Below are 25939 nucleotides of genomic sequence, written 5' to 3'. Positions count from 1 at the left end.
AGAAAAAATGTTTGAAGATCAAATAAATGCTGCTGATATACTCTTTGATATGCTCCCAGCCGAGCAGTTAAAAAGTAGCAATTTTTTATTAGTTTGTCTTAGCTTAGAAGGCGTTGCTTTTTGTAACCACTTAGCTAGCAAGCTTGATCTTGATTATGAGCTGTTTTTTAGTGCTGGCATAATGGCACCAAATAACCCTGAGTGCGAGATAGCCTGCGTTGGAGAGAGTGAAGAGATAGTGCTAAATGATGCTCTTATAACTTGCTTTGGTATCACACAAGACTTTGTATATGGTCAAGCAAAAAGGGTGTATGAAGAAAAAGTGCTAAAACAAGTTTATAAATACCGCAAAGGCAATTTGCTAAGCTTTATAAAAGGGCGAAATATTCTTTTGGTAAATGATGGCTGCGAGAGTGGCGCAAAGCTAACAGTAGCAGCTAAGAGCATGGCTAGCCTTGGGGCAGCTAGTATTAGCCTTGCTTGTGCGGTGATGCCTGAGAGCTTAGCTATTAGCTCGGCTGCTTTCTTAGACTTTATTTACTGCGCAAAAAAGGCGCAAAAGTTTGTAAACACAGCATTTTATTACAAAAACAAACTAGTTTTTAGTGAAGCTGAGGTGCTAAAAATCCTAGAAGAAAGCCCACACTACCTGCCACTTCAAAAAGTAAAAGAACAAAGCAAAGAACAAAATAAAGAGCAAATCAAGGAGTAAAGATGAAAGTTCAAGTAGATTTACAAAACCAAACACAGATTTTTGAGGTTAATAAAGTCGCTCGCCAAGCTGCAGGAGCAGCACTTTTGCGTATAGGAAAAACAGTATTATTAGCTACAGTTGCGCGTGATCCTGAGCCTGTGAGTGAGGATTTTTTGCCCCTTACAGTCCAATACATTGAAAAGCAATATGCAGTAGGCAGAATTCCTGGTGGATATATAAAAAGGGAGACAAAGCCAGGAGATTTTGAAACTCTTACTTCTCGCATTATAGATCGCTCTTTAAGACCACTTTTTCCAAAAGGCTATACTTATCCAACACAAATAACCGTGCTAGTGCTCTCAGCTGATGAGACTACAGACCTTCAAACAGCAGCGCTAAATGCTGCCTCAGCTGCTCTTTATCTAAGCGATATTCCTGTTAATTATAATGTTTATGGTGTGCGTGTGGGCTGCTGTGACGGTGAGCTAAAACTAAATCCTAACCTAGAAGAGCTAGAAAACTCTACACTAGATCTTTATCTAGCAGGACACAAAGACGAGCTACTTATGATAGAAATGCGCTCACTGCCAACAAGTGATAATATAGGGACTCTAAGTCTAGCAGATAGCTTTATAGATTTACCCCAAATCTCTCAAAATATGAACGAGTTTAGCGAATCTAGAATTCTTGAAGCTATAAATTTAGGCGCAAAAGCCATAGAAGAAGCTAGCGCAAAATACGAAGCTGCCTTTGCCCCATATAAAAAAGCAGATGCAAATATCGCACTTCGCAGTGAGGTTCATAATCAGGCAGTCTATGAGCATATAAAAAATTCCTACGCTAGCGAAGTAGCAATAGCTATAAACCAAATGGCAAAAAGCGAAAGAGCTAGCGAGCTTAATATAATCGCAAATAAAATCTTAGCTAGTGATATAGCTAGAATAGAAAACTGGACTAGCGAAGAAATCTCAAACGCCCTTGATAAATACAAACGCAAAGTAGTAAGAGAACAAATCATAAATGAAGGCTTAAGAGCAGATGGCAGAAGACTTGATGAGGTTCGCCCTATTAGCATAGAGACAAATATCTTGCCTTGCGCGCATGGCAGCTGTCTTTTTACTCGTGGGCAAACACAAGCTCTAGTAGTAGCCACTCTTGGTGGGGATAATGATGCGCAGCTAAGCGAAATGCTACACAAAAAAGGTGCAGTGCCTGAGAGATTTATGTTTAATTACAATTTCCCTGGCTTTAGCGTGGGCGAAGCTAGCATGATAAAAGCCCCAGGGCGCCGTGAGCTTGGGCATGGAAATCTAGCAAAAAGAGCTCTTTATCCTAGTATAGATTTAGCTAGTCCTTATACTATTCGCTTAGTTAGCGAGATACTAGAGAGCAATGGTTCTAGCTCTATGGCTAGCGTTTGTGGTGGCTCTTTGGCTCTAAGGGCAGCTGGAATAAACACCGTAAAACTAGTAGCAGGCGTGGCAATGGGACTAGTTTTTGAGGGTGAAAAACACGCCGTGCTAACTGATATCATGGGGCTAGAAGACCACGATGGCGATATGGACTTTAAAGTAGCTGGTACAGATGAGGGTATAACAGCCTTGCAAATGGATATCAAGCTTGGTGGAATAAAAGAAGAGGTGCTAAAAGAAGCGCTAGAACAAGCTAGACTAGCTAGAATTCACATCCTAGGGCTTATGCAAAACGCAGATGAGCAAATAGTGCTAAATGAAGATGTATTGCCAAAGCTAGAGCTTTTTAGCGTTGATCCTAGTAAAATCGTAGACATCATCGGTCAAGCTGGCAAAACCATAAAAGAAATTATAGAAAAATGGGGCGTTGGCATAGACCTTGATAGAGATAAAGGCGAGGTAAAAATCACAGGCTCTGATAAAAGCTCAGTTGATGGCGCAAAAGAGCATATTTTAGAAATCACGCAAAATAGCTCTAGCAAGGGCAAACCAGCACCTAAGTTTAAGGCTGATATACACTCATTTAGCATAGGCGAGCGCTTTAAAGGTGTGGTAAAAAACAAAACCGCCTTTGGAGCATTTATCAGCCTGCGTGATGGTATGGATGGACTTCTTCACATCAGCAAGATAAAAGGCGAGCTAAAAGAAGGCGATAGCATAAATGTAAAAATCGCCGACATCAAAAATGGCAAGATTTCTTTAGAATTATGTGAGTAGGGAATTCTAGAATTCCTATACGAAAGATTTTGAAAGATTTTGTTGGAATTCTAGAATTCCTTGTTTTTAGTCTACTTTTAATGCTACAAAATAAGTAGGAATTCTAGAATTTCACGAACTTTAAGTAAAAATTTGGCAAAATTGCACACTCAAAATTTTTTTAAGGCTTTAAAATATGGATATGGCTACCTTGCTGGGAATGATACTATCAGTTACCAGTATCTCTATCGGCGACATTTTGGAGGGTGGTAACCCACTGCATGTTATTCACCTAAGCTCTTGTATGATCGTGATCCCAACTGCGATGTTTTCGTCTATGACAGCTACAAACAAACGCTATGTTGGCCCAGCTTTTAAAGAGCTTGGCTTAGTTTTTAAAGGTGCTGGCGTGGATCTAAACAAGCGCATTGAAGAGCTTGTTGGCTACTCGCAAGTCGCTAGAAAAGACGGAATTCTAGCCCTAGAAGCAAAGGCAGCTAACATTGATAATGAGTTTTTAAAAACCGGTCTTAGCATGCTAGTTGATGGCCAGCCAATAGATGAGGTAAAAGAAAATCTTGAGCTTGAAATGGAAGTAACTGAGGAGTATTACCACGAGTGTGCGCACTTTTGGATACGAACAGGAGAGAGTTGCCCTACTTTTGGACTAGTTGGAGCCGTTATGGGTCTAATGCTTGCGCTTCAGCTACTTGATAACCCACAGGCGATGGCAGCTGGTATTGCGGGTGCCTTTACAGCGACGGTTACTGGAATTATGGGTGCGTATGCGTTTTTTGGTCCGTGGGGAAATAAGCTAGTTAATAACTCAAAAGACATTATCCGTGAGCGTGCGCTTATCATCGAAGCATTAGTAGGCATCGCAGAGGGCTCAAACCCACGCAACTTAGAGGCGAAATTATTTAATTTTCTAGAGAAATCTCAACCTAGAGTTTCGCAGTTTAACTAAAATGGCAAAGAAAAAAAAGTGTCCTGAATGTCCCGCCGGCGAAAAATGGGCGGTACCATACGCAGACTTCCTTTCATTGCTACTAGCGCTGTTTATTGCGCTATGGGCTATATCAGAGTCCGATGCTGCAAAGGCAAATGAAGTAAAAGAAGCCTTTATCCAAATTTTTGATTTTCCTAGGGCTGAGAGTCCAACAAAGAAAAAAGATGCTGAGCGCTCAGGTCAAAGCGAACGCACAGCACAAAATAACTCACGCATGATCCAAGACTCAAAACAAGAAAACAAAAACAACGAACGCTACAATGTAGCCCTAGACCAAGCTGAAAATCAAATAGCAATAGACCTGCCAACTTCGGTGCGCTTTGATAAGCTTAGTTCAGATATTACCACAGAAGAGACAAAGATTTTTTTGCGAACTGTGAGCATGATAATCTCAAAGCTACCAAGTAGCGTAGATGTAGAAGTTAGAGGCTATGCTGATGATAATGCTGATTATGTAGAAAACTACCGCCTCTCAGCTGCTCGCAGCTTTACTGTGCTAAACCACCTTATAGCAAACGGCTCAGATCCAGGGCAAATGCAATTTTCAGCCTATGCTAATAATTTTAGCGGTTTTAGAAGTGAAAAAGATTTACAAATCGCAAAAATTTATTTTCGTATAGACAGAGATGATATAAAAACGCAAAACTCAGTGCTAGACCTAATCGGCGCAGTAGCCCCAGCCAATGAGCCAGCCCAGGACATCACGCCAAACATTGCTCCAAATTTAGCCCCAGGAGCACCAGATGTAGTGGGCAATATCACAGCAAATTAGGATTTTGGTATGAAAAAGCGAATAGTTATAAAGGTCGGCTCTCATGTGCTAAGCGAGCATGGCGCACTTTGTGATGAGAGAATGGACGCACTTTGTGGGCTTATTGCTGAGCTTATGGGTGTTTATGATGTGATTTTAGTAAGCTCAGCAGCTATTAGCGCAGGGCAGAGCAAGATAGATTTAAAGCGTGATAGTGTAGTTCACAAGCAGATTTTAGCAGCTGTGGGTCAGCCTCATCTCATGGCTACTTATGAGAAAAAAATGAGTGTTTACGCCAAAAAAACAGCCCAGCTTCTACTAAATGCGGCTGATTTTGACTCAAAGCACCGTAGCACACATGCTAAAAATTTAGTTTTTGGGCTTTTAGAACTTGGAATTTTGCCTATAATAAATGAAAATGACGCCACAGCTACAGCTGAGATTGTTTATGGCGATAATGATAGGCTCTCAGCCGATGCTGCGCTGTGCTTTGATGCTTATATGCTAGTGATGCTAAGCGACATAGATGGCTACTATGATAGCAATCCAAATGAGAACAAAAACGCCAAAATCCGCCCAGTAGTAAATACTCTAAGTGAGGCTGAAATAGCAAGCGCAGGCGGTGCTGGCAGTGAGCATGGCACAGGTGGAATTGCTACAAAGCTAATGGCTGCTAGTATGCTTTTAGCGCAGGGCAAGAAAATGTTTTTGGCTAGTGGTTTTGATTTGTCTGCGGTGCGTAGCTTTTTGCTTGATGGCAAGCAAAATGGCGGCACGATTTTTGAGAATTAAACTTTATGGGAATTCTAGAATTCTAAACTGGAATTCCTAGAATTCTAAACTGAATTCTAGGAATTCCTAGAAGTTTTATTGGGAATTTTGGAATTCCTAGAAATTTAATTTAGAATTCCCTAGAAAGTTTTTATTGGGAATTTTAGAATTCCTAGAATTCTAAACTAGAATTCCCAGAATTTTTTATTGGGAATTTTAGAATTCCCTAGAATTTTTATTAGGAATTCTAGTTTGCTTAAAGAGTTTTTATGAAAAAAATAGTTTTTATGGGGACGCCAGATTACGCCCTTAGCGTGCTAAAAGCGCTTTGTGAGCATTTTGAGATTGTAGGTGTTTTTACTCAGCCTGATAAACCAGTTGGCAGAAAGGCAGTGCTTAGCTCGCCACCTGTAAAAGAATTCGCACTTAGCAAGGGCTTTACTATTTTTCAGCCACAAAACCTAAAAAACGGAGCAGCAGCGCAAATTGCTCTTTTAAAACCCGATTTTATCGTAGTGGCTGCTTATGGACAGATTTTAGGCGAGGATATTTTAAGCATTGCGCCTTGTATAAACCTGCATGCTTCGATTTTGCCAGAGTTTCGTGGTGCTAGTCCCGTGCAGCAAATGGTGCTAAATGGCAAAAAACTTGGCGGCATAACAGCTATGAAAATGGGCGTGGGGCTTGATGATGGTGATATGCTAGGCTTTGAAGTTTGCGATATAGAGGGCAAAAGTAACCAAGAGCTTTTTAGCATTTTTGCCACTATGGCTGGCAAGCTAGCTCTTAAAACGCTAGAAAATTATGAAAAAATCAATCCTATAGCGCAGTTTTCAGCCCTAAGCTCAAAATGTAAAAAAATCAAAAAAGAAGAAGGTCAAATCAGCTTTGATGATGAAATTAGCATAATTTGGCGCAAGTTCTTAGCCTTTAATCCTTGGCCTAGCATTTATTTTAGCAATGGCACAAAATTGCTTAAAATCAAAATTCATAGCCAAAATGTAGCCGATGAGCAAATCGGCAAAATCTGCGCTATAAATCAAAATAGCTTTTGCGTGGGAGCAAAAAAAGGACTTGTGGAGATTTTTAGCATTCAAGAAGCAGGCAAAAAAGCCCTTGATGCAAAAGAATATTTAAATGGTAAAAGGCTAGGTCTTGGAGATAATATATTTAGCTAATTGCGACTCAACGCAAACTAGACTCATAGAAGCTTTAAAAAATGGCGAGCTAGAAGCTCCGGTCATACTCACAGCCGCTAGCCAAAGCGCAGGATATGGCAGCAGGGCAAATCTCTGGGAGAGCGAAGAGGGCAATTTGTATTTTAGCTTTGCTTTAAAGCAAGATATGCTGCCTGACGATTTGCCACTTAGCGCAATTAGCATTTATTTTGCTTATCTTATGACGCAGGTTTTGCGCTCGCTTGGCTCAAAAGCATGGCTAAAGTGGCCAAATGACTTTTATTTAGAGCAAAAAATCGGGGGAATTCTAAGCACAAAATTCCGTGATTTTGTAGTATGTGGCATAGGCATCAATATAGCCAAAGCACCGATATACGCGCAAACTTTAGATATTGATATAGAGCCGATGACGCTTTTATCGCACTTTGAAAAAAGTTTGAAAAATTTGCCAAAATGGAAAGAGATTTTAAGCAAATTCTTGCTAGAATTCGAAAAATCAAAAAAATTTAGCGTTCATATAGATGGCAAAGCAACGCCCCTTCGTGATGCAAGCCTAGCAGATGATGGCGCAATTATCATAAATAATAAAAAGGTATATTTAGCAAGATGAGCGAAGTAATAACAATAGCTAATCAAAAAGGTGGAGTAGGCAAAACCACCACCGCTGTAAATCTCTCAGCTTCACTAGCAGTAGCAGGCAAAAAGGTGCTTTTGCTTGATATAGACCCACAGGCAAACGCAACCACTGGGCTTGGATTTTCACGCAGAGACTATGAGTTTAACATTTACCATGTGCTAACTGGCAGCAAAAAGCTAAGCGAAATCGTGCTAGAAACTCAAATCCCTGATCTATACCTAGCTCCATCAAATATCGGTCTAGTAGGTATTGAGCAAGAGTTTTCTCGCGACGAACAAGACTATAAAACCATCTTGCGTGAAAAAATCAGCGAAATTACTAAAGAATATGACTATATCATCATTGATACACCGCCAACTTTGGGTAGTCTTACTATAAATGCTCTTTGTGCTAGTGCTAGTGTGATTATTCCTATTCAGTGCGAGTTTTACGCTATGGAGGGACTTGCGCAGATTTTAAATACCATCAAAGTAGTAAAAGAAACCATAAATAAAAAACTAAAAATCAAAGGCTTTTTGCCAACAATGTATAGCGCACAAAACAACCTATCAAAAGAAGCAGTAGCCGATCTAAAAGACCACTTTAAGAGCAAGCTATTTAAAACTGGAGAAGAGTTTATCATTATCCCACGAAATGTAAAGCTAGCTGAGAGTCCAAGCTTTGGCAAACCGGTGATTTTATACGATGGTAAATCAACTGGTTCTATCGCTTATCAAAGCCTAGCAACATCGATAATGAGGTAAAAAATGGCACTTGGCAAAGGACTTAGCGCACTTTTAGATGATGCCCAGTTTGACTATGATAGAGAGTTAAATAGCAATAAAGTTCTAGATATCAATCTTTCTTATATCAAAGCAAATCCGTTTCAACCTCGCAAAAACTTTGATGAGAGTGCACTAAAAGAACTCTCAGCTAGTATAAAAGAACACGGACTAATACAGCCAATAGTGGTGCTAAAACGCAGTGAAAAAGACTACTTGCTAATAGCAGGTGAGCGCCGTATGCGTGCTACAAAAATGCTAGGAAAGACCCAAATAAAAGCGATTGTGCTAAGCACAGCTGAAAAAAACCTGCGAGAACTAGCCTTAATAGAAAATATCCAAAGAGAAAATCTAAATCCAATAGAGCTAGCAAAATCACTAAAAGAACTAATCAGCGAACACGATATAACACAAGAAGAACTAGCAAGTTCGCTAAAAAAATCACGCACTTGGGTTACAAATACCCTGCGTCTACTAAGCCTAGATGAGAAAACACAAAAACTAATAGAAGATAAAAAAATCTCAAGCGGACATGCAAAAGTGCTAGTAGGGCTTAGCAAAAATGATGAAAAAATGCTAGCTGATAGCATAGTAGGGCAAAATCTAAGCGTAAGAGATACTGAAGAATTGGTGAAAAAAATCAAAAAGCCAAAGACCGCAGATGAACTAAATAGTGGTGTTTTAAAGCTAAAAAACCGCTTTAAAGAACTAGGTTTTTCAAGCACTACAAGTGGGAATAAAATCACTTTGAGCTTTAAAGAACTTAAAGAAATTGATAAATTATTGGCAAAATTAAGCAAAGTTTAGACTTTATTATTGTAAGATTACAAAAAATTTTTGAGAATTTATAGGGAATTCTAGAATTCTCAAACTTTATGAAAGGGGTAAAATGCTTGAAATTGATCCAAAACTGCTTGGAATTACAGTAGTAGTTTTTCTAGTTATGATTTACTTGCTAAATGTGATTTTATACAAGCCTATTTTAAGCTTTGTGGATAACCGCAATGAAAGCATCGCAAATGAAGAAAAAGAGCTTTCAAAATACGGCAACGACACAAAAAAATACGAAGAAGAGTGTGCTGCTATCCTAGCAAGTGCTAGGGATGAAGTATCTAAGCTAAAAGCAGCAGCTATTCAAAGTGCAAATGAACTTAGCAAGAGTAAAATCGATGCTGAGCGAGCTAGACTTGAGGCTGATTATAAGGAATTTGAAGCTGGTCTAAAAACTGAGCAAGAAGCTCTAAAAGTAGCCTTAAGCGATAATTTACCTATAATCAAAACTGAGATAAAATCAGTTTTATCAAAGCTTTAAGGGGTTAGTAATGAAAGCATTATTGTTATTTCTACCATTACTTGCTTTTGGTGCTAAAGATGGTGTGCCTGACTATGATATAGTAGCTAGGACTATTAACTTTGTTATCTTTGCAGGAATTTTATATTACTTCATTGCAAATCCTATCAAAAATGCTTATAAAGGTCGCATTGAAGCTATAGAAAAGAAAATGACGCAATCAAGAAATAAAATTCTTGAAGCCCAACGCAAAGAAGAAGAAGCTAGAGCTAAGGCTGAGAAAATGAAGATTCAGGCTGCTGAGTTTATAGAAAACGGTAAAGTAGAAGCCAAACTACTAAAAGAAAAAATCGAGCGTGATACAGAGTCTGCTATTAGAATTTTAAATGAGAGCTTTGCTGAACAAAAAGAATTCGCTCGCCGTGATAGTGTCCGTAAAACTGTAGCCAGCGTGCTTGATAACGCATTTAGCGATAAAGATATTGCTGTGAGCGAACAAGCTCTTGTAGATATTATTAAGAAAAAGGTTAGCTAATGCATGAAGTAGTCGCAAAAAAATATGTAGGCGCATTGCTTTCATCTCTAGATGCTAGCGAGATTGCGCAAATTGATAGTGCATTAAGCGATATAAAATCAGCTTTTGCCTCATCAAAATTTGTAGATATAATAAATCTACCAAGTCTAAGTGCTGAGAAAAAGGCTGAGTTTTTACTAAGTCTTGTAGAGTGCAATAGTGCAAAATTTTCAAACTTTTTGCTAACTTTAGCTAAAGCTAAGCGCTTAGAGGCTTTACCTGATATTTCTAAGGAGTTTTCATACCAAAAAGCTCTTAGAGATAACAAATTCAAAGGCGCAATTTTTAGCTCGTTTGAGCTAAACGAAGCTAGCAAAAAAGAACTAGAAGATAAATTTTCTAAAAAACTAAACGCAAACATTGAGTTTGAAAGCAAAAAAGTAGATTATGATGGTATCAAAATTGAGCTTTCTGATTTGGGGTTTGAGGCAAGTTTTTCTATGAATTTATTCAAAGAAAAACTAACTGAACATATATTAAAAGCAATTAAATAAGGAGATAGCGTGAGTGCAAGATTAAAAGCAGACGAGATTAGCAGTATAATCAAAGAGCGTATTGCTAGCTACGATCTAAGCGTAAATGTCGAGGAAACTGGAAAGGTAATTTCAGTAGCTGATGGTGTTGCCAGAGTTTATGGTCTTAAAAATGTAATGGCTGGCGAAATGGTGGAGTTTGAAAATGGTGAAAAAGGTCTTGCTCAAAACCTAGAAGAAAGTAGCGTTGGTGTCGTTATCCTTGGTAAAAGTGATAAAATCGTAGAGGGCACTAGCGTTAAACGCCTTGGCAAACTGCTTCGTGTGCCAGTAGGTGATGCTATGATAGGACGCGTGGTAAACTCACTTGGCGAGCCTCTTGATGCAAAAGGCACAATTGATGCAACTGAGAGTAGATTTATCGAAGAAAAAGCAAAAGGCATCATGGCTAGAAAAAGTGTTCATGAACCACTTCAAACTGGTATCAAAGCCATCGATGCTCTAGTTCCAATCGGTCGTGGTCAACGCGAGCTTATCATTGGTGACCGCCAAACTGGCAAAACAACAGTAGCAGTAGATACCATCATCAATCAAAAAGGTCAGGATGTAATCTGTATCTATGTAGCAATTGGTCAAAAACAATCAACCGTAGCTCAAGTGGTTAAAAAACTAGAAGAATACGGAGCTATGGAATATACTATCGTAGTAGCAGCTTCTGCTAGTGACCCAGCAGCACTTCAATACCTAGCACCTTATGCTGGTGTAACAATGGGTGAATATTTCCGTGACAATGGTCGCCACGCACTTATTGTCTATGATGATCTAAGTAAACACGCTGTAGCTTACCGTGAGATGTCGCTTATCCTTCGCCGCCCACCAGGTCGTGAGGCTTATCCTGGCGATGTATTCTACCTACACTCTCGCTTGCTTGAGCGTGCTAGTAAGCTAAGTGATGCACTAGGAGCTGGTTCTCTAACAGCACTACCTATCATCGAAACACAAGCAGGTGATGTATCAGCATATATCCCAACAAATGTTATTTCTATTACAGATGGACAAATCTTCTTGGAGAGTGACCTATTTAACTCAGGTGTTCGCCCAGCGATCAATGTTGGTCTTTCTGTTAGCCGTGTTGGTGGTGCAGCACAAATCAAAGCTATCAAAAAAGTCTCAGGCACACTTCGCCTAGAACTAGCTCAATATCGTGAGCTTCAAGCCTTTGCTCAGTTTGCTAGCGACCTTGATGAGAGCAGTCGTAAACAACTTGAGCGTGGTCAACGCATGGTTGAAGTTCTAAAACAACCTCCATATAGCCCACTTCCAGTAGAAAATCAAGTAGTGCTAATCTATGCTGGTTCTCATGGCTACCTAGATGATATTCCAGCTTCAGCTGTAAATAAATTTGAAGCTGAGTTATATCCGTATATTGAGGCAAAGTATCCTGATATTTTTGAGCAAATTCGTTCTAAAAAATCAGTAGAAAAAGATATTGAAGAAAAACTTGAAAAAGCGTTAAGTGAGTTTAAGGCTACTTTTAGCGCTGAGTAAGGGCGAACATGGCTAGTTTAAAAGATATAAAAAGAAAAATCAAGAGCGTTCAAAATACCCAAAAAACAACGAACGCTATGAAGCTAGTTTCTGTTGCTAAGCTAAAAAAGGCAGAAGAAGCTGCCAAAAAGTCAAAGCTCTATGCACAAAAAATTAGAGATATTTTAAGTGAAATATCGTATAAAATCCACAAATATGGCTCTGCTATTAGCAATCCAAAATTTTACGATGTGGATGCGCCGGTAAATAAAGTTGATATCATCTTTATTACCGCAGATAAAGGGCTTTGCGGTGGCTTTAACATGGCGACAATCCATGCTACCCAGAAGCTCATTGAAGAATATAAAGCCAAAAAAGTCAAAGTTCGCCTAAGAGCTATTGGCAAAAAAGGCATTGAGTTTTTTAATTTCCAGGGTATAGATATTTTGGAAAGCTATAGAGGCGTTAGTTCTACGCCTACTTACGAAAAAGCTCAAAGCATTATCGATGAGGCTATAAAAGACTTTAACTCAGGAGCAACTGATAAGATTATCATGGTGCATAATGGCTATAAAAATATGATAAGCCAAGAGATTCGCATCAAGGATATCGTACCGATTCAAATGCCACTTGATATGGGAAGTGCTGAGAAGTTTGACTCTTTGATGGAAGTTGAGCCTAGCAATGAAGATGATACTATCATCGGCGAGCTTTTGAAAAAATACCTAGAATACGGTATGTATTACTCGCTAATAGATAGTCTTGCAGCTGAGCACTGCTCGCGCATGCAGGCTATGGATAATGCTAGTAAAAACGCCAAAGCAAAGGTAAAAGAACTAGACCTTGCTTACAACAAAGCACGCCAAGGTAACATCACCACTGAGCTAATTGAAATTATTAGCGGTGTTGAGAGTATGAAATAATCTAGAATTCTAGAATTCCTAGAACAGAGGAATTCTAGAATTTCTAATGAGTAAAAATTTGCGAAAGGATTAAAAAATGAAGGGTTCAATCAGCCAGATTATTGGTCCAGTAGTTGATGTGGATTTTGCAGACTACTTGCCAAAAATCAATGAAGCCATTGAAGTCAAGTTTGACTTTGAGGGTAAAGCACGCAAACTAGTGCTTGAGACTGCGGCTCACCTAGGTGATAACCGTGTGCGCACTATTGCTATGGATATGACAGATGGTCTTACTCGTGGACATGAGGCTACAGCACTTGGTTCGCCTATTACTGTGCCAGTTGGAGAAGAGGTTCTTGGTCGTATCTTTAATGTTACAGGTGACATTATAGATGAGGGCGAAGAGACTGCGTTTAAAACTCGCTGGAGCATTCACAGAGAAGCACCTAGCTTTGATGAACAAAGCACAAAAAGCGAGGTTTTTGAGACTGGTATCAAAGTAGTTGATCTACTAGCACCTTATGCAAAAGGTGGTAAAGTTGGTCTATTTGGTGGTGCTGGTGTTGGTAAAACAGTTATTATCATGGAGCTTATCCACAATGTGGCTCACGCTCATAGCGGTTATTCAGTATTTGCTGGTGTTGGTGAGAGAACACGCGAGGGTAACGACCTTTATAATGAAATGAAAGAAAGCAATGTTTTGGATAAAGTTGCCCTATGCTATGGCCAAATGAACGAGCCACCAGGTGCGAGAAACCGTGTTGCGCTTACTGGTCTTACTATGGCTGAGTATTTCCGTGATGAGATGGGACTAGATGTTCTTATGTTCATTGATAACATTTTCCGTTTCTCTCAATCAGGTTCTGAGATGTCAGCGCTACTTGGTCGTATCCCTAGTGCGGTTGGTTATCAACCAACTTTGGCTACTGAAATGGGTAAGCTTCAAGAGCGTATTACATCGACTAAAAAAGGCTCAATCACATCAGTTCAAGCTGTATATGTGCCAGCAGATGACCTTACTGACCCAGCTCCGGCTACTGTTTTTGCTCACCTTGATGCGACTACAGTTCTTAACCGTGCTATTGCAGAAAAAGGTATTTATCCAGCGGTGGATCCACTAGCATCTACTTCTCGTGTGCTTGATCCGCAAATAATCGGAGAAAATCACTATAAAGTAGCTCGTGGCGTTCAATCTGTACTTCAAAAGTACAAAGACCTTCAAGATATCATCGCTATTCTTGGTATGGATGAGCTAAGCGAAGAGGACAAACTAGTAGTTGATCGCGCTAGAAAAATCGAGAAATTCCTTTCTCAACCATTTTTCGTAGCAGAGGTGTTTACAGGTAGCCCAGGCAAATATGTAACACTAGAAGATACAATCAATGGCTTTAAGGCGATTTTAGAGGGCAAATATGACCATTTGCCAGAAAATGCTTTCTATATGGTAGGAAATATCGAAGAGGTCGTAGCAAAAGCTGAAAAATTAAAGGCGTAACCTGTGGAAACTTTACATTTAGAAATCGTAACACCTAATGGTTTGATATTTTCTAACGATGTAAAAAGCGTAGTTTTGCCAGGCAAAGAAGGTGAGTTTGGTGTTTTGCCTAGACACGCCTCTTTGGTCTCATTACTAAATGCTGGAGTAGTAGATATCGAACTAAGCAGTGGTAATCATGAAATCGTAGCAGTTGATTGGGGTTATGCAGAAGTGTCTGAAAACAAAGTAGATGTACTTGTAGATGGTGCTATTTTAGTATCAGGTAGCAATGAAAGTGAAATAGCCAAAAAGCTAGAAGATGCAAAAGCTCTTATTGGCAAAATGGGCTATGATGATGCTACCCTAAGAGTTGCTATGACAAAACTAGAAGGCGGGCGTTAGAATACAATGTGGAATGCTATAGCCACTTTTCTTACAAATAGCTCGGCTATTACTATTATAGTGATAGCTTGGCTATCTGTTTATTTTATTTTGAGTTTTACTATTTTGCTTTCACGCTATTTAGCACTTGGTGTTTGGAGAGCAAAGGAACAATCAGCTTTAGAGAGTATTTTGATTGGTGGCAAGATAGAAAACACAAGTTCAGTGCTAAAAAAATGCAGTAATAGCGTAAATAAAGAAAAACTAGATGTTTACATCGGCTTAGCTGAGAGTAGATCTACTAGTGGGCTTACATTGCTTGCTATAGTAGCTTCTACTTCGCCTTTTATAGGGCTTTTTGGTACTGTGGTGGGAATTCTAGAAACCTTTGCTGACTTAGGCGATGGAACAGGTGGTATAAATGCTATTGCTCGTTCTATCTCAGAAGCTTTGGTGGCTACTGGATGCGGTATTTTTGTAGCGATTCCAGCTTATAGCTTCAATCTTTTGATTAAACGCAAAGCCTATGAAATTTTAAGTCTAATAAAGCGTGAAGCTAGCGTACTTTTAAGTAACAAATGATAAACTACGACGAAAATCCAGAATTAAATATCACCCCTTTGGTGGATATTATGCTAGTGTTGTTGGCGATTCTTATGGTCGCCATGCCGGCACTTATTTATGAAGAAAAAATCATAGTCCCACAAGGCACACAAAGCAAATCAAAGCCTATGGATAGAAAAGCTTTAACTATCCGCATTACTTTAGATAGAAAAGTTTATATTGATAAAGACATGTTTGAGCTAAGTGCGCTTGCTGACCGTCTTGTGCTACTTCAAAGTCAGTATAGCACAGACTCTCAAGTCTACCTAAAAGCAGATGAGGGGCTAAGATACGCAGATGTTATGAGTGTGCTTCGCTCATTAAAGCTTGCTCGATATAACAATGTCGCATTAGAGACACGATGAAACAGCGCAAAATCGGTGAAAATTTTCCTACATTTAACGCCTTTATTATTTCTCTTGCTATTTATATAGCACTCTTGGGCTTTATAGTGCATAAAGCAGGCACGGCTACGCAAATAGCAGAGAAATACACAGACACGCCTGATGCTTTTATGGATGTTATGATAGTAACAGAAGAAAGAGCAGATGTTGTCACTGCTCCAAAGGTAGAAAAACCAGAACCAAAGCCCATAGAACCTGAGCCGCCAAAACCTGAGCCTGACAAAATAGAGCCAATAGAAGAGCAAATCACTACAAATAAAGCCGTAGAAACGCCAAAAGAGCCTGAGCCACAGCCTGCGCCACCTGAGCCAGAACCAGTGGATATGGGAGCGTTATTTAATGATATAAAAGTGCCACCAAAGCCACCAGCTAAACCAAAAGCTACTCAAAGCAATAAAAAAAGTGCTAAAGAAAATAAAAGCGCTGAGCAAAAAGCAATGGATGCTCTAAATGCCTTGCAAACTAGCGATAAAGTAGCTGCGCCAAAAGCAGGGCTAACTGGCACTTTTGATGAATTTAGAGGAGCTATCACGCGCATTATAGCCCAGCGCTGGCAAAAGTATCTAGCTAGTTCAAACGATAGCGTAGAAGTTGAGATGACTTTTAGCGCAGATGGCAAACTTTTAAGGTATAATTTCATCTCTCGTTCATACGACCCTGAGTTTCAAAGCAAGGCTAGAGATTTGCTTGAAGGGCTAAAAAGCGTGAAATTCCCAGCTACACCAAGTGGCGAGCGTGAGAGTTTTAAAATAAAATTAAGTGATCAAATTGAATTTGAAATGGAGTAAAAAATGAAAAAAATCCTAGTTTTGCTAGTTTTTATAACTAGCATTTTTGCAGCAGATGCAACTATTGAGGTCGTAAATCGTGGTCTAGTTCTGCCTAGAATTCTTATCCAAGACGCCACTACAAACTTTGCTAGTAGTGATGTAAAAGAGCGTTTTTCACGCATGATAGCAGGCGATTTGACAGTAGGTTCTGCTTTTGAGGTGATTGAGGGAATTGAGAAGACAACATACGATGCTCCACTAGGTGCTGAAATAGCTGCTAAAAATCCAGCTTTTGTGCTTCGCTATGAACTAGCTGGCGGTAGTGGCGAGACTATGCTAAAAGTAAAGCTAATTGACACTAAAGATAGCAGTGTAAGATTTGAGGCAAATTATTCTCAAAACGACCTTAAACGCTGGCCTTTTCTATCTCACAGAGCAATCGCTGATATAGCTAGAAATCTTGAGCTCTCACCTATTGAGTGGATGGATAAAAGCATTGTTATTTCGCAGTATACAAAGCCAGGCGAGGCTCGCATAATAATTGCTGATTATACCCTTACTTATCAAAATGTAGTGCTAAGCGGTGGGCTAAATATTTTCCCAAAATGGGCAAATGTAGAACAAAGTGCCTTTTACTACACTACACATAAAAAAGGCAAGCCAACGCTATATAAATACGACCTTGCGACAAGGCAAAAATCACGCATCACAAGCAGTGGTGGCATGGTAGTAGCAAGCGATGTTAGCAAAGATGGCTCAAAGCTACTTCTTACAATGGCTCCAGCTGATCAAAGTGATATTTTTCTCTACGACCTAAACACTCGCTCAGCCAAGCGTATCACAAGCTATTCTGGCATTGATGTAAATGGAAATTTCGTAGATAATGATAGCAGAGTGGTTTTTGTAAGCGATAGAATGGGCAATCCAAATATCTTTGCAACTAGTATAAATGGTGGCGGAGTCGAACAGCTAGTATACCACGGCAAAAACAACAGCTCAGTTTCTACTTGGGAAAATTATGTAGTCTACTCTAGCCGTGAGAGTGGTGCAGAGTATAGCCAGCGCACATTTAACCTGTACTTAATCTCTACAAAGAGTGATTATATCCGTCAGCTTACAGCAACTGGGGTAAATACCTTTCCGCGCTTTTCTAGTGATGGCGGCAGCATCGTGTATATCAAAGACGCAGGCAGCCAGAGTGCTGTGGGAATAATCCGTGTAAATGAGAATAAAAGCTTTAGCTTCCCATTAAATCTAGGTAAGCTTCAATCAATTGATTGGTAGGAATTCTAGTTGGCTGGAATTCTAGTTAGTGGGAATTCTAGATTAAAGCTCTTACTAAGGAATTCTAGAATTCCTTAGTAAAATTCAGCCTAGTTTAAAGGCAATTTTTATAAAATGCCAACCTTAATCTCAAAAAAAGGATAAACAATGAAAAAAGACATACATCCAGAATATGTTGAATGCAATGTTACTTGCGCTTGTGGCAATACTTTTAAAACCCGCTCAAACAAAGCAGAAATCCGTGTAGATATCTGCTCTGCTTGCCACCCGTTCTTTACTGGTAGCGAGAAAATCGTTGATAGCGCAGGTCGTGTGGATAAATTCAAGAAAAAATACGGCTTACAATAAGCTTTGCTATACTTTTTGCCGACGCCTATTGGCAATTTAGGCGATATCTCAGCTAGATGTCTGGACATCTTAGAGGCTGGTGAAATCATCATTTGCGAGGATACTCGTGTCGGCAAATCACTACTTAATCTACTAAATATTTCTTTAAAAAACAAAGAGTTTTACTGCCTAAACTCTCATAATTTTGATACTTTTATTGCTAATTTTGATGAGCAAAATTTTAATGAGAAATGCTGTATTTACATGAGCGATGCTGGTATGCCTTGTATAAGCGATCCTGGTACAGAGCTAGTAGATTTTGCGCAAAATTCTAGAATTCCTTATGAGGTTTTGCCTGGGGCAAATGCACTTTTGCTAGCAGTAGCAGCTAGCGCTCTTGTGAGCAAAGAGTTTAGCTTTTTGGGCTTTTTGCCAAATACTGGTCATCAAAGGCAAGTAGAGCTTGAAAGAGCATTAAATTCCAGAATTCCTACTGTGATTTACGAAAGCCCAAAGAGAATTCTAGATTTAATAGAAAAAATAGCAGGGCTTGAGGCAGAGCGAAAAATCTTTGCGATCAAAGAAGCTACAAAAAAGTTTGAAGCTAAGTTTTTTGGCACAGCAAAAGAAGTAGCAGCTGCCCTAAAAAACGCAAATCTAAATGGTGAGTGGGCACTAGTAATCTCAGCCAAAGCTAGTCCAAGTGGCGTAGGTATCAGCAGGGATGATATCTTAGAGCTTGACATCGCTCCAAAAATTAAAGCAAAACTTCTTGCTAAGCTCACTGGGCAAAACGCAAAAAAAATTTACGAAAATCTTACAAAATAAGCTAAAAATTTAAAGATTTTAGCTACAATTGCGCGATGATTATTTTTGGCAAACAGTTATTTTTACATATTTTGGATAAGCATAGTCAAAAGTTTAGAGCGATTTATCTAAGCAAAGAGCTTGATAAAACGCTATTTGCGCGTATTGCTAAGCTTGGTCTTAAAATCCAAAAAATAGATGAGCGCAAAGCCCAAAGTCTAGCAAGAGGTGGCAATCATCAAGGCTTTATAGCCGAGGTTGATGAGTTTAGTTTCACGCCCTTTGCTAGTTTGAAAAATACTAGTAGCATAGTGTTTTTATGCGGTATTAGCGATGTGGGAAATATCGGTTCTATCGTGCGAAGCTCTTTGGCACTAGGAGCCGATGCTCTAATCATCGCAAACCGCCAAGGACTAAGCGAACAGGGGATTTCTGGCATGCTTAGAACTAGCAGTGGGGCTGGCTATGAGCTTGATATTTGTGTGGTAAATGATGATTTAAGCGCATTAAATGAGCTAAAGCAGGCTGGATTTACCTTGCTTGGAGCTGATGCTAGTGGGCAAGATGTGCGCGCTTTAGCGCCAAAGCCTGAGAAATTCGTTCTTTTAATGGGAGCAGAAGATAAAGGCATAGGTAAAAAAGCTATGGCAAAATGTGATAAAATAGTCGCAATAAAAATGAAAAATAACTGGGATAGCCTAAATGTAGGTGTCGCAACAGCAATATTATTTGATAGGATAAAAAATGGCTAATGAAATAGCAAAACTTTTGGATTTTGACATTAAAGAAGTTCAGCGTCAAACAAAAATTCCACTTGAGTACTTAGAAGCCATATATGCTAAGAACTACGACATCCTAAAAGATACAAATCTTAAAGCTTATTTGAGAATTCTAAGTCGTGAGTTTAATATTGATTTAGACGGATATTTGGAGGATTTTGAGAATTACTGCTCTGAGAATTCTAGTGATGATAGTAAAATCCAAGTAAATCCAAAACTCACAGGCTATGTAGCAAAAGAAAGCAAAAGCTCGTTTGGTTGGCTAGTTTTGGTCTTAATCTTGCTAGGCGTTGGCGTCTGGGGCTTTAAGTTTATAAAGGATTTAGATTTTAATTGGAGTGATTTAAAACCTGATTTTGGCTCTAAGAGTGAAGTAAATGTAAGCGAAGAAAATATAGCTATAATCAAACCAAATGCTGATGTGATAGAAAATATCGTAGTAGATGAGGTGCTAGATCAAAACACTAGTAAAGAAGAAATTCTAGTAGTTGATGAAAATGCTACTACAGAACAAAATCTAGCAGAAGAGCAAATAAAAGAACAAAAAGAAGAAGTGCAAGTAAAAGAGGCCACTGCTAATGTAATAAAAATCATCCCAGCAACAAAAGTGTGGATAGGAATAAAAAATCTAAACGATATGAGCAAACGCTCGCTTAGCACTAGTGAGGCTTACGAGCTAAATGCAACTGGAAATCGCCTGATTCTTACTGGAAACGGCATGCTAGATCTAGTAAATGGTGATAACAATAAAAGCTACCGCACCCGTGATGCTCTAAGATTTCATATCCACGATGGGATAATTGAGGAAATTGATTATGCAAAATATGTAGAGCTAAATAAGGGCAAAACATGGTAAAAAAAGCTTTTTTTGCTTCTTTTGCTTCTTTACTTTTTGCTTTTGGGGCTGATTTAAGGGGCGATTTAGGTCGCATTTTAGGCGAAAATCACCCAGCAATAGAAAATATAATGCAAAACGAAAGAAGCTTTATAGATGAGCGAAATAATGTAAATTATAATGCACTTTTTGCTAGGCTAAAAAACCAAGGGCTTTTAGAGCCAAGTAATAGTGCAAATATACAAATAGGCTTTTCTAGCCCTGATGACAACGCTATTTTGATGGTAAAGGCAGTAGGCGAAGTGCTAAGTAAAATGGGTTATAAATACTACCTTACTACGCATTTTGATGCAAATCTGGCTCAGTGGGGCATAGCACTTAGTTCTAGAAACTCATTAGAACCCGGAGTGCTTTATTCTCAGCTAGCTAACAGCAAAATTTATATCAAAAAAATCAGCAAACAAGAAGCAAATTTCTATATTTACGAGCTAGATTTGAGCAGAGCAAGTGTGGATAGTGACACACTAAATGCAAATCAAATCCGCCCGCAAAAGCCGTATTTTCTAAATGTAGCAGATAAAAAAAGCCTTAGCATAGAAGCAGATAGCGATGATAGCTTTCAGCCTTTTATTAGAGTTTTTGATAAAAATCTCAAACTTATCAAAACACAAAAAAGCAATACTATCACATATTCTTTAACCATGGAATTGCCAGCTGAGGCAAACTATGTGCTAATAGAGGATTCTTTTAGCTTAGAAAATATTAAACACGGACTAAAAATCAACCTAAATTAAGGAAAACAAAATGTTTGATGAAATCAGATTTAACACTATTGACCGCTTACCAAATTATGGTTTTGCCGAAGTTAATGCTATCAAAATGGCAGCACGCAGAAATGGCGCTGATATAATAGACTTTTCTATGGGAAACCCTGATGGCAGAACGCCGCAGCACATCATAGACAAGCTTTGTGAAAGCGCACAGAAGGACAAAACACAAGGATATAGCGTAAGTATAGGTATATACAAACTTCGCCTTGCTATTTGTAACTGGTATAAGCGCAAATACGGCGTGGAACTTGACCCTGAGAGCGAGGCTTGTGCTACAATAGGCTCAAAAGAGGGCTTTGTTCATATGGTTACAGCTATCACAAACCCAGGCGATGTAGCCGTGGTGCCTGATCCTGCGTATCCTATTCACACGCAAGCATTTCTTATAGCTGGTGGAAATGTAGCAAAAATGCCTTTGCCTTATAACCACGAAAACTTTGAGCTTGATGAAAATGAGTTTTTTGCACAATTAGAAAATGTGATAAATGAGACTATGCCACGCCCAAAATATGTAGTAGTAAATTTCCCGCATAACCCAACTACCGTAGTTTGCCATAAAAGCTTTTATGAACGCCTTGTAGCAATGGCAAAAAAAGAGCGTTTTTATATCATTAGCGATATTGCTTATGCTGAGCTTGGCTTTGATGGATATAAAAGCCCAAGTATCTTTGAAGTAGAAGGCGCAAAAGATGTAGCTGTGGAGTGCTACACACTATCAAAAAGCTATAATATGGCTGGCTGGCGTGTGGGCTTTGTGTGTGGAAACCGCAAGCTAGTAGGCGCACTTAAAAAGATCAAATCTTGGTTTGATTATGGTATGTTTACGCCTATTCAAGTAGCAGCCACAGTAGCACTTGATGGCCCACAAAACTGCGTAGAAGAGATACGCAAAAACTACGAGCATCGCCGTGATGTGCTTTGTGATGCATTTGCGCAGGCTGGCTGGGAAGTGGCAAAACCACAAGCTAGTATGTTTGTATGGGGCAAACTACCTAGCTGCGTGGGGGCAATGGACTCAAAAGAGTTTTCAAAACTTCTGCTAACAAAGGCAAATGTAGCTGTTAGCCCTGGTCTTGGCTTTGGTGCGCAGGGGGCTAATTATGTCCGCATAGCGTTAATAGAAAATGATAACCGCATACATCAAGCCGCTCGCAATATCAAAAAATTTCTTAAAGAATTCTAGATGAAAATAGCGATTTTAGGCGTTGGCACTGTTGGCAGTGGTGTTTTAGAAGTTTTAGAGCAAAATGCTAGCATTATAGCAGCTAGGGCTGGCGAGAGTATAACGCCTGTGGCTGCCTTGGTGCGTGATAAAAGCAAGGCAAAAGAAAATGTAAAGCATTTAAAAGTCTACGATGACTTTGATGAGCTTATAGAAAATGATGAAATAGATGTATTTGTAGAGCTTATCGGTGGTGTAGATTTACCTTATAAGATGATAAAAAAACTTCTTAGCAAGGGTAAGGCAGTAGTAACTGCAAATAAAGCACTTCTAGCCTATCATAGAAGCGAGCTTGAAAGCCTTGCTGGTGAGATACCTTTTGGCTTTGAGGCAAGTGTAGCAGGTGGAATTCCTATCATAAAAGCCCTGCGCGAAGGCCTTGCTGCAAATCACATAAATAGCATAACTGGAATTCTAAATGGCACTTGTAATTATATACTTACAAATATGATGAATAAAGGCCTAGCCTTTGATGAAGTACTAAAAACTGCCCAAGAGCTAGGATATGCTGAGGCTGATCCTACCTTTGATGTAGGTGGCTTTGATGCGGCGCACAAACTGCTTATTTTAGCAAGCATTGCTTACAAGCTTGATGCTAAGCCAGATGATATTTTGATTGAGGGTATTAGCGATATTAGTGCTGAGGATATTTATTTTGCTAGTGAGTTTGGCTACACAATAAAGCTACTTGCTGTGGCAAAAAGAAATGAAAATAACTTAGAGCTTAGAGTTCATCCAGCGCTTCTTAGCAAGGATAAAATGATAGCTAAGGTTGATGGCGTGATGAATGCTATTAGCGTAGTTGGCGATCAGGTAGGCGAGAGCCTATACTATGGCGCTGGTGCTGGCAGCAGAGCAACTGCTAGTGCTGTGATAAGCGATCTAATAGACATCGCTCGCAAAATCAAAACCCCTATGCTAGGATATAAAGATAAAGGCCTAGATAGCGGTCTAAAACTGCTAAAAAGTGATGAAATATCAAGTAAGTTTTATTTGCGTCTAAAAGTGCGTGATGAGCTTGGCGTAATTGCCAAAATCACAAATATAATGAGCGCAAATGGCGTCTCAATCGATAGCTTTTTGCAAAAACCAAATAGCAACGGAGGCGATGCTACGATATATTTTACAACCCACACTTGTAAAAGTGCTCAAATGAAGGCTCTTATAGATGCTATAAGAACTCTAAATTTTGTAGTGGGTGAGCCTTTTGTAATAAGGATAGAAAAATAGCTACAAAAAATTATAATTTTGGCTTTGAGGCTGAGGATAGAGCGTGCGAGTACTTGCAGAGCTTGGGCTACAATATAATTGAGCGAAATTTTCATAGTAAATTTGGCGAGATTGATATCATCGCCAAAAGAGCTGATATGCTACATTTTATAGAGGTCAAAGCCACAAATACCGCAAACTCAGCTATTTATCGCATCACACCTGCTAAGATGACAAAGATTTTGCGAACGATAGAGTTTTATTTTTTGCGCAAAGGAATTATGTGTGCTTATGAAATAGACGCACTTTGTATAGACAAAGACAAAGTGGAGTTAATAAAAAATATTACTTTATAAAATATTTAAAAAAATTGCTTTCGTTTATCTTGCGTTATCTTTAAAAATATAGAATTCGCACAAATATTTTTAAGGAGAAAACAATGGGAAAATACATTGAAATTGCTGACAAAGCACAATTTGATAGTCTAGTAGCTGAGGGCGTTACTTTTGTAGACTTTTGGGCTCCATGGTGCGGACCATGCCGTATGCTTGCCCCTATCATTGACGAGCTAGCTGCTGAGTATGAGGGCAAAGCTAAAATTTGTAAAGTAAATACTGATGAGGTTCAAGACCTTGCAGTTGAGTTTGGCGTTCGTTCTATACCAACTATGTTATTTTTCAAAAATGGCGAAGTAAAAGAAACTCTAATTGGCGCACAAAGCAAAGTAGCAATCAGCGACAAAATCAACTCTCTACTTTAATTCAAAAAGCCCCTTTTGGGGCTTGGAAGTGGCTTGTTAGGCCTGTTTTGGAAGAACGAGGCGTATATTAAAGCAAAATCGTTAATCTTTTGTGAAAAACAAGCTACTTCTATTCATTTTATTTAATCAAAAATTTAAGGAGATAAAATGCTAGATTTAGCAATTATTGGTGGTGGTCCTGCTGGGCTTGCAGCTGGATTATACGCAACTCGTGGTGGCATAAAAAATGTAGTTATGTTTGAAAAAGGTATGCCAGGCGGACAAATCACATCAAGTTCTGAGATGGAAAACTATCCAGGCGTGCCTCAAGTAGTAGATGGCATCACCTTCATGGCTCCATGGACTGAGCAATGCACTCGCTTTGGTCTAAAAATCGAGATGGAAAACGCAGTTCGTGTAGAAAAAGCTGGCTCTCATTTTGTAGTTCACTTTGAAGGTGGCAAAAGTGTAGAGGCAAAAGCTGTAATTGTAGCCACAGGCTCAAAACCAAAAAGAGCTGGCGTAAAAGGCGAGGATGAGTATTTTGGTCGTGGAGTTAGCACTTGTGCTACTTGCGATGGCTTTTTTTACAAAGGCAAAGAAGTAGCAGTTCTTGGCGGTGGCGATACAGCACTTGAAGAGGCTCAGTATCTTGCAAACATCTGCTCAAAAGTATATCTAATACACAGAAGAGATGAGTTTAGAGCAGCTCCAAGCACAGTAGAGCGTGCTAAAAAATGCGATAAAATCGAGTTTGTGCTAAATGCTGTCGTGGATGAAATCCTAGGCGATGCTAGCGGTGTAACTGGCGTAAAAGTTAGCCTAAAAGATGGTAGCTCTCGCCAAATCAATGTGCCTGGAATTTTTACCTTCGTTGGTCTAAATGTTCAAAACGGAGTGCTAAAAGATGATGCTGGCAATAGTATCTGCGAGCTTACACCAGGCGGCAATGTAAAAGTAAATCACAAAATGCAAACAAGCTTGCCAGGTCTTTTTGCAGCAGGCGACTTGCGTGAGGACTCACCAAAACAAGTAGTTTGTGCAGCTAGTGATGGTGCTATTGCAGCGCTTAGTGTGATTGATTATCTACGCGAACACGCTTAATATTTTTGCTTGCAGCAGTTCGTCTTGCAGCACTATTTTGCTGCGCAACCCGCTGGGTGCGAATTAATCGCCTTTAAGCAGTGGCTTGGGATGAATTTCGTATTCTATCCCTGTGCCGCCGCCAAGGCGATTAGCCACACTAGAACACAGGTACTAGAATTACTTTTTATCATTAAAAATTCTAAATTCAAAAAATTCTAGAATTCCCACTTCATCAAAAAATATCAAAATTTAGCCTTTTTGGCCCCAGCAGCCCAGTCGCTCTGCGAAAACTTCTACACCGTTTTTTTGCGCCGATATTCGGCTTGAAAATTCGGTGCAAAATTTTCGTAGCTGCTACCGCAGATGCGCCTCTAGCCCTACGCCAAAAAAGCAAAAAATCGTCTCGCAATATTTGAACCTTTTATTTTTACTTAATGTTATTAGAATTTT

The 25939-nt window shown here is 39.3% G+C and carries 31 protein-coding genes; 30 read left to right on the top strand and 1 reads right to left on the bottom strand.

Annotation, left to right across the window (positions count from 1 at the left end; genetic code table 11):
- Positions 1–7 precede the first annotated feature (7 nt).
- The 30 genes from PTQ34_RS06960 to trxB all read left to right on the top strand — a co-directional run bounded on the left by PTQ34_RS06960 (position 8) and on the right by trxB (position 25507).
- Positions 8–712 carry a phosphoribosyltransferase gene (locus PTQ34_RS06960; RefSeq protein ID WP_273932823.1) on the top strand — a complete coding sequence of 235 codons (705 nt, stop codon included), beginning with the start codon at positions 8–10 and terminating at the stop codon, positions 710–712.
- 2 nt (positions 713–714) lie between these two features.
- Positions 715–2883, top strand: coding sequence for a polyribonucleotide nucleotidyltransferase (locus tag PTQ34_RS06955; protein WP_273932821.1), 2169 nt, complete (start codon positions 715–717; stop codon positions 2881–2883).
- Positions 2884–3058: 175 nt separating this feature from the next.
- A complete protein-coding gene (gene motA, locus PTQ34_RS06950; RefSeq protein WP_273930355.1) occupies positions 3059–3829 on the top strand; it encodes a flagellar motor stator protein MotA in 771 nt (256 codons plus the stop codon).
- Between the two features lies 1 nt (position 3830).
- Entirely contained in the window at positions 3831–4643 is an 813-nt protein-coding gene (gene motB / locus PTQ34_RS06945; RefSeq protein WP_273932820.1) for a flagellar motor protein MotB, read from the top strand.
- A 9-nt stretch (positions 4644–4652) separates the two neighbouring features.
- Complete coding sequence (gene proB / locus PTQ34_RS06940) at positions 4653–5414, top strand: glutamate 5-kinase (protein ID WP_273932819.1); 762 nt, start codon at positions 4653–4655, stop codon at positions 5412–5414.
- 248 nt (positions 5415–5662) lie between these two features.
- Complete coding sequence (fmt, locus tag PTQ34_RS06935) at positions 5663–6571, top strand: methionyl-tRNA formyltransferase (protein WP_273932818.1); 909 nt, start codon at positions 5663–5665, stop codon at positions 6569–6571.
- Positions 6549–7181 (top strand): biotin--[acetyl-CoA-carboxylase] ligase, encoded by a 633-nt coding sequence (locus PTQ34_RS06930; RefSeq protein ID WP_273932817.1) that lies wholly within the window; start codon positions 6549–6551, stop codon positions 7179–7181. Before fmt ends, PTQ34_RS06930 begins: the two co-directional genes overlap by 23 nt.
- On the top strand, positions 7178–7951 hold the full coding sequence (locus PTQ34_RS06925; RefSeq protein WP_273932816.1) for a ParA family protein: 774 nt from the start codon (positions 7178–7180) through the stop codon (positions 7949–7951). Before PTQ34_RS06930 ends, PTQ34_RS06925 begins: the two co-directional genes overlap by 4 nt.
- A 3-nt stretch (positions 7952–7954) precedes the next feature.
- Positions 7955–8776, top strand: coding sequence for a ParB/RepB/Spo0J family partition protein (locus PTQ34_RS06920; RefSeq protein ID WP_273932815.1), 822 nt, complete (start codon positions 7955–7957; stop codon positions 8774–8776).
- A gap of 82 nt (positions 8777–8858) precedes the next feature.
- Positions 8859–9281: a F0F1 ATP synthase subunit B family protein gene (locus PTQ34_RS06915; protein ID WP_273932813.1), complete on the top strand. Its 423-nt coding sequence runs from the start codon at positions 8859–8861 to the stop codon at positions 9279–9281.
- Positions 9282–9291: 10 nt separating this feature from the next.
- Positions 9292–9795 carry a F0F1 ATP synthase subunit B family protein gene (locus tag PTQ34_RS06910; protein ID WP_273932812.1) on the top strand — a complete coding sequence of 168 codons (504 nt, stop codon included), beginning with the start codon at positions 9292–9294 and terminating at the stop codon, positions 9793–9795.
- A complete protein-coding gene (locus tag PTQ34_RS06905) occupies positions 9795–10328 on the top strand; it encodes a F0F1 ATP synthase subunit delta (protein ID WP_273932811.1) in 534 nt (177 codons plus the stop codon). The genes PTQ34_RS06910 and PTQ34_RS06905 overlap by 1 nt, the downstream gene beginning before the upstream one ends.
- A gap of 9 nt (positions 10329–10337) precedes the next feature.
- On the top strand, positions 10338–11855 hold the full coding sequence (gene atpA, locus PTQ34_RS06900) for a F0F1 ATP synthase subunit alpha (RefSeq protein WP_273930345.1): 1518 nt from the start codon (positions 10338–10340) through the stop codon (positions 11853–11855).
- Positions 11856–11863: 8 nt separating this feature from the next.
- The gene (atpG, locus tag PTQ34_RS06895; protein ID WP_273930344.1) at positions 11864–12757 is read left to right on the top strand and encodes an ATP synthase F1 subunit gamma; all 894 of its coding nucleotides are present in this window, start codon (positions 11864–11866) and stop codon (positions 12755–12757) included.
- Between the two features lie 76 nt (positions 12758–12833).
- Entirely contained in the window at positions 12834–14231 is a 1398-nt protein-coding gene (atpD, locus tag PTQ34_RS06890) for a F0F1 ATP synthase subunit beta (RefSeq protein WP_273930343.1), read from the top strand.
- A 3-nt stretch (positions 14232–14234) separates the two neighbouring features.
- Positions 14235–14615 (top strand): ATP synthase F1 subunit epsilon, encoded by a 381-nt coding sequence (gene atpC, locus PTQ34_RS06885; RefSeq protein ID WP_273930342.1) that lies wholly within the window; start codon positions 14235–14237, stop codon positions 14613–14615.
- Between the two features lie 6 nt (positions 14616–14621).
- Positions 14622–15176: a MotA/TolQ/ExbB proton channel family protein gene (locus PTQ34_RS06880; RefSeq protein WP_273932810.1), complete on the top strand. Its 555-nt coding sequence runs from the start codon at positions 14622–14624 to the stop codon at positions 15174–15176.
- Positions 15173–15562, top strand: coding sequence for an ExbD/TolR family protein (locus PTQ34_RS06875; RefSeq protein WP_273932808.1), 390 nt, complete (start codon positions 15173–15175; stop codon positions 15560–15562). Before PTQ34_RS06880 ends, PTQ34_RS06875 begins: the two co-directional genes overlap by 4 nt.
- Positions 15559–16389, top strand: a complete 831-nt coding sequence (locus PTQ34_RS06870; protein WP_273932807.1) for a TonB C-terminal domain-containing protein — start codon at positions 15559–15561, stop codon at positions 16387–16389. Before PTQ34_RS06875 ends, PTQ34_RS06870 begins: the two co-directional genes overlap by 4 nt.
- Before the next feature lie 3 nt (positions 16390–16392).
- The gene (gene tolB / locus PTQ34_RS06865; protein WP_273932806.1) at positions 16393–17655 is read left to right on the top strand and encodes a Tol-Pal system protein TolB; all 1263 of its coding nucleotides are present in this window, start codon (positions 16393–16395) and stop codon (positions 17653–17655) included.
- Between the two features lie 147 nt (positions 17656–17802).
- Positions 17803–18003: a 50S ribosomal protein L31 gene (gene rpmE, locus PTQ34_RS06860; protein ID WP_273930337.1), complete on the top strand. Its 201-nt coding sequence runs from the start codon at positions 17803–17805 to the stop codon at positions 18001–18003.
- A gap of 3 nt (positions 18004–18006) precedes the next feature.
- Positions 18007–18810 carry a 16S rRNA (cytidine(1402)-2'-O)-methyltransferase gene (gene rsmI / locus PTQ34_RS06855; RefSeq protein ID WP_273932805.1) on the top strand — a complete coding sequence of 268 codons (804 nt, stop codon included), beginning with the start codon at positions 18007–18009 and terminating at the stop codon, positions 18808–18810.
- 35 nt (positions 18811–18845) lie between these two features.
- Positions 18846–19541, top strand: a complete 696-nt coding sequence (gene rlmB, locus PTQ34_RS06850; protein WP_273932804.1) for a 23S rRNA (guanosine(2251)-2'-O)-methyltransferase RlmB — start codon at positions 18846–18848, stop codon at positions 19539–19541.
- Entirely contained in the window at positions 19534–20424 is an 891-nt protein-coding gene (locus PTQ34_RS06845; protein ID WP_273932803.1) for a helix-turn-helix domain-containing protein, read from the top strand. Before rlmB ends, PTQ34_RS06845 begins: the two co-directional genes overlap by 8 nt.
- The gene (locus tag PTQ34_RS06840) at positions 20418–21197 is read left to right on the top strand and encodes a hypothetical protein (RefSeq protein WP_273932802.1); all 780 of its coding nucleotides are present in this window, start codon (positions 20418–20420) and stop codon (positions 21195–21197) included. Before PTQ34_RS06845 ends, PTQ34_RS06840 begins: the two co-directional genes overlap by 7 nt.
- A gap of 10 nt (positions 21198–21207) precedes the next feature.
- A complete protein-coding gene (locus tag PTQ34_RS06835; protein WP_273932801.1) occupies positions 21208–22416 on the top strand; it encodes an LL-diaminopimelate aminotransferase in 1209 nt (402 codons plus the stop codon).
- Positions 22417–23685, top strand: coding sequence for a homoserine dehydrogenase (locus tag PTQ34_RS06830; protein WP_273932800.1), 1269 nt, complete (start codon positions 22417–22419; stop codon positions 23683–23685).
- Positions 23682–24020, top strand: a complete 339-nt coding sequence (locus tag PTQ34_RS06825; RefSeq protein WP_273932865.1) for a YraN family protein — start codon at positions 23682–23684, stop codon at positions 24018–24020. Before PTQ34_RS06830 ends, PTQ34_RS06825 begins: the two co-directional genes overlap by 4 nt.
- Before the next feature lie 83 nt (positions 24021–24103).
- Positions 24104–24424: a thioredoxin gene (gene trxA / locus PTQ34_RS06820; RefSeq protein ID WP_273930330.1), complete on the top strand. Its 321-nt coding sequence runs from the start codon at positions 24104–24106 to the stop codon at positions 24422–24424.
- A 147-nt stretch (positions 24425–24571) separates the two neighbouring features.
- On the top strand, positions 24572–25507 hold the full coding sequence (trxB, locus tag PTQ34_RS06815) for a thioredoxin-disulfide reductase (RefSeq protein ID WP_273932799.1): 936 nt from the start codon (positions 24572–24574) through the stop codon (positions 25505–25507).
- A gap of 214 nt (positions 25508–25721) precedes the next feature.
- Here trxB and PTQ34_RS06810 read toward each other — a convergent pair whose 3' ends face one another.
- Entirely contained in the window at positions 25722–25898 is a 177-nt protein-coding gene (locus tag PTQ34_RS06810) for a hypothetical protein (protein WP_273932797.1), read from the bottom strand.
- Positions 25899–25939: the final 41 nt, after the last annotated feature.

It is taken from the genome of Campylobacter magnus (assembly GCF_028649595.1).
Taxonomy (GTDB): domain Bacteria; phylum Campylobacterota; class Campylobacteria; order Campylobacterales; family Campylobacteraceae; genus Campylobacter; species Campylobacter magnus.
Note: the sequence above shows the minus strand (reverse complement) of the source record. Positions and strands in the feature narration are given on the sequence as shown.